The 12,523-nt window shown below is 58.6% G+C and carries 7 protein-coding genes; 4 read left to right on the plus strand and 3 right to left on the minus strand.

The window, feature by feature from the left end; all coding sequences use genetic code 11:
• The first annotated feature begins 86 nt into the window (after positions 1 to 86).
• Together VF694_RS02190 and VF694_RS02195 are read left to right on the plus strand one after the other, a co-directional pair.
• Positions 87 to 596: a 4-vinyl reductase gene (locus tag VF694_RS02190; protein WP_240208577.1), complete on the plus strand. Its 510-nt coding sequence runs from the start codon at positions 87 to 89 to the stop codon at positions 594 to 596.
• Positions 589 to 1,269 carry a GntR family transcriptional regulator gene (locus VF694_RS02195; RefSeq protein ID WP_003799251.1) on the plus strand — a complete coding sequence of 227 codons (681 nt, stop codon included), beginning with the start codon at positions 589 to 591 and terminating at the stop codon, positions 1,267 to 1,269. Before VF694_RS02190 ends, VF694_RS02195 begins: the two co-directional genes overlap by 8 nt.
• A 29-nt stretch (positions 1,270 to 1,298) precedes the next feature.
• On the opposite strand, the gene bla is transcribed toward VF694_RS02195, so the two are convergent.
• Together bla and VF694_RS02205 are read right to left on the minus strand one after the other, a co-directional pair.
• Positions 1,299 to 2,069, minus strand: coding sequence for a class A beta-lactamase (gene bla, locus VF694_RS02200; protein WP_440163632.1), 771 nt, complete (start codon positions 2,067 to 2,069; stop codon positions 1,299 to 1,301).
• A gap of 211 nt (positions 2,070 to 2,280) precedes the next feature.
• On the minus strand, positions 2,281 to 5,886 hold the full coding sequence (locus tag VF694_RS02205) for a YhdP family protein (protein WP_440163633.1): 3,606 nt from the start codon (positions 5,884 to 5,886) through the stop codon (positions 2,281 to 2,283).
• Positions 5,887 to 5,986: 100 nt separating this feature from the next.
• Here VF694_RS02205 and glnE point away from each other — a divergent pair, with 100 nt between their 5' ends.
• Positions 5,987 to 8,740, plus strand: coding sequence for a bifunctional [glutamate--ammonia ligase]-adenylyl-L-tyrosine phosphorylase/[glutamate--ammonia-ligase] adenylyltransferase (gene glnE, locus VF694_RS02210; RefSeq protein WP_440163634.1), 2,754 nt, complete (start codon positions 5,987 to 5,989; stop codon positions 8,738 to 8,740).
• 102 nt (positions 8,741 to 8,842) lie between these two features.
• Entirely contained in the window at positions 8,843 to 9,541 is a 699-nt protein-coding gene (locus tag VF694_RS02215) for an epoxyqueuosine reductase QueH (protein ID WP_003799242.1), read from the plus strand.
• A 291-nt stretch (positions 9,542 to 9,832) separates the two neighbouring features.
• On the opposite strand, the gene clpB is transcribed toward VF694_RS02215, so the two are convergent.
• On the minus strand, positions 9,833 to 12,424 hold the full coding sequence (gene clpB, locus VF694_RS02220) for an ATP-dependent chaperone ClpB (protein ID WP_440163636.1): 2,592 nt from the start codon (positions 12,422 to 12,424) through the stop codon (positions 9,833 to 9,835).
• Between the last annotated feature and the right edge of the window lie 99 nt (positions 12,425 to 12,523).

The raw sequence follows: 12,523 nt of genomic DNA on the forward strand, positions 1-12,523 counted from the left end.
TAAATGGATAATGGTTTTCCCTATAATTTATTTTCTTTAATATCAATCTATTATCAGAAAACAAAACAATATACTTTTTATGAAAAATGACTAAATTTAGAGACAGATTGAACTGGGATACGGCTCAGGGCCAGATTTTGGATGCCGATCGGCGCTACGTGATGCTGCGTGCCGACGTGTTGATGGGGCTGTTTCGCCGGCTGGATGAGCCCGCTCGCACACAGGCGCTGGACGCCTTGGGACAGGCTGTCAGGGAGCAAGGCGGTTTGTCCGCCAAGGCCTACTGGGAAGCTATCCATCACGACCCGCAGGCTTTGCTCGACAGCATTGCCCACATCTCGGCACAACTGGGCTGGGGAAACTGGGATATTCAAACGCAGCGCGCAGGCGGTTTACAGGTCCGCGTGACAAACAGCCCCTTTGCCAAAGGATTTGGCGCCCATGATCGGCCCCTGTGCCGGCCTATCGTTGGTATGCTTACAGCCGTCGGCCAACTGATTTACGATCAGCACGTCCAGGTGCAGGAGAAACACTGCTGTGCACAGGGACGGCACGTCGACTGCCTGTTCACCGTCTTGCCCAAATCCAATGAGTAAAAACCAGCCTGCCGCCCCCAAACTGAACATACGCCAGCAGGTCTACAAACACCTGCGCAGCCGCATGCGCAGTGGTGACATCCGCTATGACGATCGCCTGGTCGACCACGAAATTGCAGCTGAGCTGCAGGTCTCACGCATGCCTGTGCGCGAAGCCTTGCTGCAACTGACCAACGAAGGGCTGTTGGAAGGCACCTCGCGCGGCTTCATGCTGCGGCGCTTCACCCCGGCTGATATTGCGCAGATTTTTGAAATACGGATGTTGCTGGAGCCTGAAGCGGCTGCCGCTGCCTGCCTGCAAGCCAGTCTGGAGGGGCTAGCCCTGATGAACAAGGCCGCCAATGCAGCCGAAAAAGCCCATGCCGCGGCAGACCCCATGCAATACATGATTGCCAACGATGCGTTTCGGGAAGGCTGGATCACCCTGTGCCCCAACCCGCACTTGAGCACCATGATTCTGCGTCTGAGCGATCACGTGGAAGCCGTGCGTCTGGCCACCTTGCGCGATACACGCTATCGGGAGCTATCCATGCAGGCAACCCGTGGCATCCTGCAATCCTTTCTGGACAAGAACCCGGAACAGGCGCGCGAGCATGTACGCACGAACCTGCGCCATGCGTCCATGAGCTATTACGCAACATTGGATGAAATGCTGGAGCGTCAGGCGGGTTAGGCATCCCGCCGCCGGTGCCTGCCCGGTGATCAGGGCTGCGCTTTCTGTTCCACCGCCGCTGCAATAGCCTTGCCAATCGTGGCGATGGCCGCGTTGCGCTCATCCATAGAAGCCTGGGTTTCCGTAATGTAGACGGCAGCCACCAGCGGCGCGCGTTCAGGGGGCCACATCACCGCCACGACACCGCGTGTGCCGTAAGCCGCTGCCCCGGTTCGGTCCGCCACCGCCCAGCGTTCAGGGACGCCAGCCCGCAACAAGGGTCCACCCACTTCGTTACGACGTAGCCAGCCAATCAGCTGATCGCGGCCCGCTGCTTTCAGTGCATCGCCCAGGGCCAGACGATGCAAGGTCTGCACCATGGCATAAGGGCTGGTCGTGTCACGCGGGTCGCCGGGCGCGGCTTCATTCAAGCTGGGCTCATTGCGATCCAGACGCGTCACCGTATCGCCCACGCTGCGCAGGAAAGAAGTGACGGCCGCGGGCCCGCCAAGAATCTCCAGGACCCCATTGGCAGCCGTGTTGTCGCTGTTGCGCATCGTGATCGCACACAATTGATCCGCCGGTATCTGCTCACCCACCCGATCTTTGGTAGTGGGGGCATAAGACAGGACAGCCTCCTGCCTGACCCGCCAGGCCGCCTTCATGGCGCCTGGCCCTCGGGCCAGCAAAGCCGCACAGATCACCAGCTTGCTGGTGCTGGCCATGGGAAATCGTTCATTGGCCCGGTACTGCCATACATGCCCGTCCGCCGTATCGAGCACCGCCAAACCGACACGAGCGCCTAAGGATTGTTCGAGCATTTGCGCAGTCTGCACGACAGATTGAGGACTGGCTGCCGCCCCCTTGAAAACCCATCCTGCCAAAAACAGCAAGGCTCCACATTGCTTCAGTCTTCTCACGCGCATCGGCCTACCCTACAAAAACCAGCTCACACGAGGGAAACGGCCCCCAAAAACCATCGCCAGGCTTACCGGGCATCATGCCAGGCGCCTGGAAAGCCGATCGTGGCGATCAAGGCTCAATCCGGGGTTGCTTGTCTTTTCCAGCCGTATTCACAGCCGGGGCGTCCAGCTCTTTGAGCTGGGGATCATCTACCTTGCCGCTCACTGCATAAGTGACGGACAAGTGACTGCTCATCGGCACCTGCATCAACCACTGGGTCAGCATGGCCCCTACCCCCACCATCGGATTGACAGCAAAGTACGCCGCAATTGCTGCCCCGCTCATGTCCAGATTCGGGCTGACCACCGCAATCAGATCCAGGGTTTCATCCTTGATGTCGATCCAGCCTTTCAGCTTGATCTCCCCGGCTGGCCCCTTAATCTGGTAATTGTCCAACTCCAGCTTGCCCTGAGACAGATTCATGCGTCCGGTGAGACTATCAAAAGCAAAACCGTCTTTCACCGCCCCGAACAAATCCAGGTCAAGCCGGCTCAGGCGCGAGATGGACTGCAAGCTGAGCAACTCCAACAGTTTTGCCGAGCGTGAGTTCAAACTGATAAAGCGCCCTTTTTTCAGGTCCACGTTAAACTGGCCGCTGATATTGCGCTTGTCGCGCGACCAGGGGAAATCGCTCCAGAACAAGGCGGCCTGTATGGTCCCGTCCCCATTCTTGATCGACTCGGTCAGCAAGCCACTCACATCCACAAACTCACCCAGATTAGCCACCTGACTATTGGCAATCAGCTCCAGACCGCGCTGGGGCCCGCGCAAGGCCAGGGAACCCGAGCCCTGCAAATGCATGCCCTGAGCGCTAAGCGAAAAATTCTCCAGCCGCCACGTGGCCCCGGCGCCCGCCGGCTTACCCATGGCTTGCAAGGTGCCAAACCGTATGCCCTGAATCTGCAGGTCATCCACCTTTAGCGAGATAGCCGGCAGGCTCAAATCATCATCCGTCGGCACATCGGCATCGGGCCACGCCCAATCGGGCCGCTGACCATCAATATGCAAATGGGAAAAATGGGCGTTAAACAAACCGGTATAACGACCATCACGATGCTGCGCCTGCACCTGCCCCTGGGCCTGCCGGGCCTTCAAGCGCAGGGACACCCTGCCTGCGGCATCCTCGTTGCTTTGCAGCTCCAGCTGATCCAGCCTCTGTCCCCGTAACCATGCCTGGTCTGCATTCAGCTGCACCCGTTCCAGCAAGGGCAGCAAAGGACGAGCGGAAGGGGCCACGGGACTGCCATCCAGATTCTGGCCAAACTCCTGAACCACCTGTTCCCACGCATCCAGATCCATGCGATCGTAGCGACTACGCAGTTCCAGACCACGTCGAGGCCATGTCACCCATTCTGGCGTTCCCATGCTGCCACTGTGGAAGTAGCTGCCCTGGCGCGAGCCTTGAGCGTGGAGCAAATTGAGCAAAAAGGTCTGCCTGTCTCTCAGACTGATCTGCAAGCGATCCATTTTGGCGGCAGAATCACTGCTCCAGTCCGCTTTCAATTGGGCTGCCCGTTCAGCCGGCTTCTGAAAAGGTTCGGGCAAATTCAATGCCAGCCCCTTCAGGTCGGACTCTGCCCCCAAGGAAAACGCTCCCTTGGCATCCAGTTTCATCAGCACGCTATAGGCTGTCTGACCCTGCAGACGCTGCAAGCCTTTCAACCCCAGATACTGCTCCAGGCCTTGCGAGGTCAGGGTGCCGCTCAGGCGCAGGCCAGGCCTACCTGGCTCCAGTATTCCCTGGATCTGCGCATCTCCTCCCAGCAGCCTGCCCGTCAAGGTCTGGGCGCTGACCCCCTTCTCATTAAAGGCCAGTTCCCCTTTCAATGCCGTCAAAGGGGGAGCCTCGGGCATGAACTGAAACTTGCCATCCTTCATCTGGATCAGGCCCTGGACCTGCGCATCGTCGGCATTGTCCAAAGGAATCTGCAATGTGATGGGCACCGTCCAGTCTCCCATCACCCGGCTGTCAGCCAGCAACCCATCTAACAGATCATTCAAGGGAGACTGATGCACCAAGGCCAGATAACTGCCGGCCGGCGCCTGCGACACCCCTTCCAGGGTCAAGACACTGTCTTGCTCCAGGGAGCGAATGTGGGTCTGAATATCACGCATGACGATATCCTGCTGCTGGGCAATAGGCATGCGAGCCTGCTGCGCCAGAATATCCAGATTGTCGTTATGCATGCGAATGCTGCCCTGCACGCCTTCCAGCCGAGGCCAGGCCAGACGCTGGGGGCGGGCCGGCTGATAATCCACAATCCCCTTATCCAGCGCACCGGCCACTTCAAACTGACCATCCTCCGGATTCAGACCGTAGGGAAAGGTATCCAGCCCGCCCCGTAGCCGAATCGTGCCCTGGGTGACAGCGCCTTGCACCAGCCCCGCCTGCATCCATTCACGCGCCAGAGGATTCACCGTCAAGGGCAGATAGTTCACTAAAGCGGCCAGATTCAGGTACTGGAATTGCCCTGTCCAATCCGCCACACCGGCCTCAAACTGGCCGTCCTCACGCCAGTTGCCGGACAGTTGCGCATCCAGATCCGCATTGCGCACATTTACCATCATCGTATTCAGGCCCAGTCTGGCCAGCTCATCGCGATGTGCTGTGCCCTGCGCTTTTAGCTGATCCACACCCACATGCTGAGCAAACAGGTCTGGTATCCGCAAGCCCAAGCCATCCATCGTCACCGCCCACTGCACATCGTCACTGGCTTTGCCCTGGACCAAGGCCTGCATATCGCTCAGGCTGCCTTCCAGCTCCACAACGGCATGCTCCAGCTGGACCCGCTCCTCATGCTCGGTGCGCACGGCAAGATCACGCAGTTGAGCCAACAGTTGCATCTGAATGGACGGGGCCGCGTCGGCTTGGCTGGCTTGGGCATGCAGATCCACCCAAGCCCTGTCCAGAGCCGCAGGGATGTCCAACCAGGGACGCAAGGCCGGCGTATCCACTGCCTTGGCCTGCACCGTCATTTCCCAGGGCAAGCCCATCACGTCCACATGCTCGGGCAAACGACGCTGGCCTTGCACCCGCAAGGCCAGGGCGACGGACTCGCCCAGATTGGTCGGCAAGGCCGTGGTCAGACTGACCTCATGCCAGCCCTGGCGATAGCCGATCTGCAGTTCAATGGACGGCAGATTCAAGGCCGGTGCGCCCCGCAAATCATCCTGCCATTGCAAGGAAGTACCCTGGATACGAACGCCCCGCTGTTGCAGCAGCCAACGAACCGGACCTTGCCAGGCCTGGGGGCTGGTATCGACGCTATCGTCGTTCATATCCAGCCTTTGTCCCATCACCAGAATCTGGCCCTGGGAATCGCGCCGTAGGGGTATGGTCAAACCCTGCACATCGAGCTGGCGCAGCTGCAGCGAGCCGCTAAAGAGCGACTTCCAGCTGATGACGGCCTGCAAGCTGGGCAACTGCAACATAGGCGCCTGGCCCGGTTCGGCCACGGACAGCTGGGTTATGGACAGATGCGGGTTCCAGCCCTGCCAGCTGCCTTTTAACTCGTGCATCTGGACGTGCAGGCCGGTTTGCTCGGTGATTTTCTGCTCCAGATACGGACGCAGATTATCCAGTTGGGGAACGAGCAGGTAGCGCACGCCAACCAGGCCCAGCATTAGCGCAAAATAGAGCAATAGCGCCAGTCGCACAAGCCCTCGAACTACCATGCATTCAATTCCCGAGTATAGTTAAATGCGGCCATTTCCGGCCCAGTCAGACAAGTGATCCCACTTGCCGTCTTCCCTTCTCCGAAAAGCCTCTTATCGTATGAGCCAGTCCATTATATTGAAGCCCGTGATGCAATGGTCCGGCCCCTTGCGTCGAAAAGTAAACGCTCAGCCACAATTTGGCACCTGGCTGCAAGAGCAGGCCCAGCACCCTGTCACCCCCGCTCTCATTGCTCAATGGTATCGGACTTTACTGCCAGAGCCCGACAATGACCGCCTGGCACAAGTGCGCCAGGCCTTGCGTCAACTGCGGGAACGCGTCTTTCTGGTGCTGATGATCCGGGATATCAATGGCCTGGCTCCGCTTGAAGAAGTCATGCTGGCCATGAGCAGCCTGGCCGATCTGGCAGTGGCGCAGGCCTATGAAACCGTGGCAAGGCAACTGGCCGAGATGCATGGCACCCCAAAAAACCCGCACACTGGCCTGCCCCAGGAAATAATTATTCTGGGTATGGGCAAGCTGGGCGGGGGGGAATTAAACGTCTCCTCGGATATTGATCTGATCATGCTCTACGACGAAGACGGCGAAACCGAGGGTCGCCGCCCGCTGAGTCATCATGAGTTCTACGGCAAGGTCACCCAGCGCATGATGCCCGTGCTGTCCGATACCGATGCTTTTGGACAGGTGTTTCGCACCGACCTGCGTCTGCGACCGGATGGCGACTCCGGACCACTGGCCTGGAGTATGCAGGCGCTGGAGAATTATCTGGTCAACCAGGGACGGGAATGGGAACGCTACGCCTGGATCAAAGCACGGCCCATCAAGGCACAGGCGTTTGAAGGCAGCCGCTGTGCGGCCGATATCCATCACTTCGAGGCCTTGCGTACGCCCTTTGTTTACCGCAAGTACTTCGATTTTGATGCCTTGTCTGCCCTGCGCGGCTTGCGGGAACGCATTCGCCAGGACTGGACACGCCGGGCCCTGAATCGCAATGGCGTGGAAACCTGGCACAACATCAAGCTGGGCGATGGCGGTATTCGGGAGATCGAATTCGTGGTCCAGCTCAATCAGCTGATACGTGGTGGCCGACAGCCTTCCTTGCAAACACCCAGTCTGCACAAGGCCTTGGAAGGCCAATGCGCGGCTGGCCTGCTCGATCAGGAAGTCTGCGACCAACTGCTGGCGGCCTACACCTTCTTGCGACGGGTCGAACACCGCTTGCAGTATCGGGAGGACGAGCAGACTCATTTGCTGCCGCAGGACGATGCGTTGCGCAGCGAGCTGGCTGCCACGCTGGGGCTGAGCCTGGCCGAGTTTGATGCGCAGCTGGGCCAGCACAGAAAATTTGTCTCGCATACCTTCCGCAACGCTTTTCGCCTGGCAGGCATGGGCGAAGAAGCAAGCGCCGAGCCCGCTGCGGCCGCCCCCCCGGTCGCGGAAATCAGCGCCCAGCAAGATCAGGACTTGCAGCAGCGCATTGAACAGTTGCGTCAGGCGCTGCTGAACAGCCACCGTCTGCGCAGCCTGCCCAATGCCAGCCTGGACCGCGTGCAGCGTCTGATTCCCTTGGCCGAGGACTACGCCTACCGCTCGGAACACCCGGAAGTGACCGCCACCCGGCTATTTAATCTGATCGAGCTGATTGCCCAGCGCAGTGCCTATCTGGCCCTGCTGGCCGAGTACCCCGACACCCTGGCCCGTGTCGCCCGGATCGTCTCTGCCAGTCCGTGGGCCGCCCAATATCTGGCGCAATACCCCCTGCTGCTCGATAGCCTGATCGAATGGCATTCACTGATGGAAATTCCCGACTTTCCCGCGCTGTCCGAGCAAATGCGTCGGGACCTGGACGCCTGCCGACTGCCCGACGGGCAGGCCGATGTGGAACAGCAAATGAACATGATGCGGGACTGGCAGCATCAGATCACCTTCCAGTTGCTGGCCCAGGATCTGGAGGGCGTGCTGACGGTTGAGGCGCTGGCTGACCAGCTCTCAGCCCTGGCCGATATGATGCTGGCGGAGACATTGGAACGCACCTGGCCCCTGACGCGCCCCCGCAGCCTGGGCCCTGAACACGACACCCCGCCACGTTTCGCGGTTATTGCCTATGGCAAGCTGGGCGGCAAGGAAATCGGCTACGCCTCGGACCTGGATCTGGTGTTTTTGTACGACGACCCCAGCCAGGACAATGTAGAGCGCTACATCAAGCTGGCGCGCCGCATGACCAGTTGGTTGTCAGCGATGACCTCCTCCGGTCGGCTCTATGATATTGACCTGCGATTGCGCCCGGATGGCGATGCTGGTTTGCTGGCCGTCAGCGTGGATGCCTTTGAACAATACCAAACCCGCAGCGCCTGGTCGTGGGAGCATCAAGCCATCACTCGCGCCCGCTTTGTCACGGGCGATACGCAGATCAAACAACGGTTTGACGAAATCCGCCGCTCCATCTTGCTGATGGAGCGCGACCGTCGTAAATTGCGCGCGGATATTCTGGATATGCGTGACAAGATCAGTGCCGGGCACCCTAATCGCAGCGAACTATTTGACCTCAAGCACGACCGTGGTGGCATGGTGGACGTGGAGTTCATCACCCAGTATCTGGTGCTGTGCTATAGCCGTGAACACCCCAGGCTGCTGGAAAATCTGGGCAATATCGCCTTGCTGGGCATAGCTGCGCAAGCTGGTCTGATTGCCGTGGACCACGCCCAGGACGTGGCCGATGCCTATCGCGCGTTGCGCCGCCGCCAGCACGCCCTGCGCCTGGAGGGAGCGGAAAAAGCGCGTGTCCCCCTCACCGAGCTGACTCGGGAGCGACAAGCGGTCACCCGACTCTGGGACGAAGTACTGGGGTACTAAGGCAACAGATTGATTTCACTAAATATTGCCAAGAATCTACAATAGGCACATCGATTTATTGTGCGGCCGACTCGGCACGCCGTTTTTCCCGGATTCAGATTCATGTCCACTCAGCTCAATCGCCCCGTTTTAACCCTGCCGGAAAAACGCGAGAAACTGCTGTTGCATTCTTGCTGTGCCCCCTGTTCAGGCGAGGTCATGGAGGCACTGCACGCCTCAGGGATCGAATACACCGTTTTCTTCTACAACCCCAATATTCACCCCGTGCGCGAGTACGAGTTGCGCAAACAGGAAAATATCCGCTTTGCCCAGCAGCACGGCATCGAGTTCATTGACGCCGACTACGACGTGGACAACTGGTTTGAACGCGTACGTGGCCTGGAACACGCGCCTGAGCGTGGCGAGCGCTGCACGGTCTGCTTTGACATGCGTTTTGAGCGCACGGCCCTGTACGCCCATGAGCATGGCTACGACGTTATTTCCAGCGTCTTGGGTATTTCGCGCTGGAAAGACATGAACCAGATCAACGATTGCGGCGAACGGGCCGCAGCCCGTTACCCGGAGATGAAGTACTGGACTTATAACTGGCGCAAAGGCGGCGGCTCGCAACGCATGCTGGAAATCAGCAAGCGCGAGAACTTCTATCAACAGGAATACTGCGGCTGTGTGTATTCGCTGCGGGACACCAACCGCCACCGTCGATCCCAGGGCCGCCCGCGCATCGAGATCGGCGTGAAGTTCTATGGCAAGGATGAACTGGACCTGACGCCTCCCCCGGCGGCTGCTCCAAAGTCCGCTTGATCGAACAAGTCCCTCCGGACACGCGCACAGTAAAGAAGTTTGCACCCAAACAGCTTCCCCGAGCTTGAACAGCGATTATGCAAGTGTCCGTTCGTCGGTTCGGCCCCCAGAGCCGATACGAGGATGGCGACCGCCCCCCTCTTTCAGGGATCCGCTCAATCTGTTCTCACCAGTGTATCTGCGAACGGGGCACCCAAGGAAAAAGCGCCTTAGTTACCTAAGGCGCTTTTCTTTTGCACTCTGGCTGGCGGTGTTACAACCTGATTCCTACCAGCACAGCCACATGCTGCTTTACTGGATGCTGCGCGTAAATGTGAACTCGCCATCCTTCCAGTCCACAGGCACCACATCTTTAGGACCAAATCGGCCTTCCAGAATCAGGCGTGCCACCGGATTTTCAATGTGCTGTTGAATAGCACGCTTCAACGGACGTGCGCCAAACACGGGGTCAAATCCGGCCTTGGCCAATTGCGCCAAGGCAGCATCACTGACTTCCAGATGCATGTCACGCTGAGCCAAACGCTGATCCAAACGATCGAGCTGGATGCGCGCAATAGACTCAATGTGCTCTGCCTCCAGACCGTGGAACACGACCACCTCGTCAATGCGGTTCAGGAATTCAGGACGGAAATGCTGTTTCACTTCCTCCCACACCACTTCCTTGATCACATCGTACGGCTCACCCGACAAACGCTGAATATGCTGCGAACCCAGGTTCGAAGTCATGATGATCACCGTGTTGCGGAAGTCCACCGTACGGCCCTGGCCATCGGTCAAACGTCCATCGTCCAGCACCTGCAAGAGCACGTTAAAGACGTCGGGGTGTGCTTTCTCTACCTCGTCCAGCAAAATCACCGAATAAGGTTTGCGACGCACGGCCTCGGTCAGGTAACCGCCCTCCTCATAGCCCACGTAGCCAGGAGGCGCACCGATCAAGCGGGCCACCGAGTGTTTCTCCATGAATTCGCTCATATCGATACGAATCATGTGATCCTCGGAGTCAAAGAGGAAGTTGGCCAATGCCTTGGTCAACTCGGTCTTGCCCACACCAGTTGGCCCCAGGAACAGGAAGGAACCATATGGGCGGGACGGATCAGACAGACCCGCACGCGAGCGACGGATGGCATCCGACACCAACCGTACTGCTTCACCCTGACCGACCACACGCTTATGCAGGTAGTCTTCCATCTGCAAGAGCTTTTCACGCTCGCCCTGCATCATCTTGGACACAGGAATACCGGTTGCACGCGAAACCACTTCCGCGATTTCCTCGGCACCGACCTGCGTACGCAACAGGCGCGGCTTGTCCTGATCAGCCTTGTCCATATTGGCTTCGGCCGCTTTCAAGCGCTCTTCCAGCTCGGGCAGCTTGCCATATTGCAGCTCGGCCAATTTGTCGAACTGACCCTTGCGTTGCAGCTCGGCCATTTCGGCACGCACCTTCTCGATTTCCTCTTTAACGACTTGCGAGCCCTGGACCGCTGCTTTTTCAGCTTTCCAGACCTCCTCGTAGTCGTTGTACTCGCGCTGCAGCTTTTCCATCTCATCGTTGATGGCCTGCAAGCGACGTTGCGACGCCTCGTCTGTATCCTTGATAACTGCTTCGCGTTCGATCTTCAACTGAATGATGCGGCGATCCAGCTTGTCCATGACCTCGGGTTTGGAGTCGATCTCCATACGAATGCGGGCTGCCGCCTCGTCAATCAGGTCGATAGCCTTATCGGGCAGGAAGCGATCCGTAATGTAACGCTGCGACAGCTCGGCCGCCGCCACAATGGCCGGGTCAGTAATCGCCACACCGTGGTGCAGTTCGTAGCGCTCCTGCAAACCGCGCAGGATCGCAATGGTGGACTCCATATCGGGTTCGTTGACCAGCACTTTCTGGAAGCGACGCTCCAGGGCGGCGTCTTTCTCGATGTACTGGCGGTACTCGTTCAAGGTCGTGGCGCCAATGCAATGCAGCTCGCCCCGTGACAGAGCAGGCTTGAGCATATTGCCCGCGTCCATGGCGCCTTCCGCCTTGCCCGCGCCCACCATGGTGTGCAGCTCGTCAATGAAGACAATGGTTTTGCCATCATCCTTGGACAGCTCTTTCAAGACCGCTTTCAGGCGTTCCTCAAACTCACCACGATATTTGGCACCAGCCAGCAAGGCAGCCAGGTCCAGCACCAGAACACGCTTGCCCTTCAAGGTCTCGGGCACTTCATTGTTCACGATACGCTGGGCCAGACCTTCCACAATCGCCGTCTTGCCCACCCCGGGCTCACCAATCAGTACCGGATTGTTCTTGGTACGACGCTGCAGAATCTGGATGGTGCGACGAATTTCGTCGTCACGACCAATCACCGGGTCCAGCTTGCCCAGGCGGGCCCGCTCGGTCAGGTCAGTCGTATACTTTTCCAGCGCTTCCCGGTTGCTGTCCCCTTCAGCGTCATTCACATTGCTGCCACCGCGCACGGCCTCGATGGCCGCTTCAAGCGCACGGCGCTGCAGACCGGCATCGCGCAGGGCGCGACCGGTCTCGCCTTTATCATCGGCCAGGGCCAACAAGAACAGCTCGCTGGCGATATAGGTATCGCCCCGCTGCGCGGCTTCCTTGTCGGTTTTGGCCAAGGCAGCCTGCAAGGCGGAACTGAGCTGCTGCTGCCCCTCCGCCCCTTGCACCTTGGGCAAGTTGGAAATCAGACGATTGAGTTCATTTTCCAGACGGGGAATGGCCACCCCCGCACGGGCCAGCAAGCTGCCCGTGCCCGAGTCCGCATCCGCCAACAAGGCAACCAGCACGTGAGCCGGTTCGAGGTAAGGGTTATCTTCGCGAACAGCCAGGCTCTGCGCATCGGCCAGAGCCTGTTGAAACTTCGTTGTCAATTTATCGATTCGCATAGAATTTTCACTTGAGAAAATATGCGATAAGCTAAAGCAAACAGTTACTCAATACTGTTTGCCCAGATCTCGCAACAAATAACAGGATGAATTGAAGAT

The organism is Alcaligenes sp. Lyrl_28 (assembly GCF_051948705.1).
GTDB classification, from domain to species: Bacteria; Pseudomonadota; Gammaproteobacteria; order Burkholderiales; family Burkholderiaceae_B; genus Alcaligenes; species Alcaligenes ammonioxydans.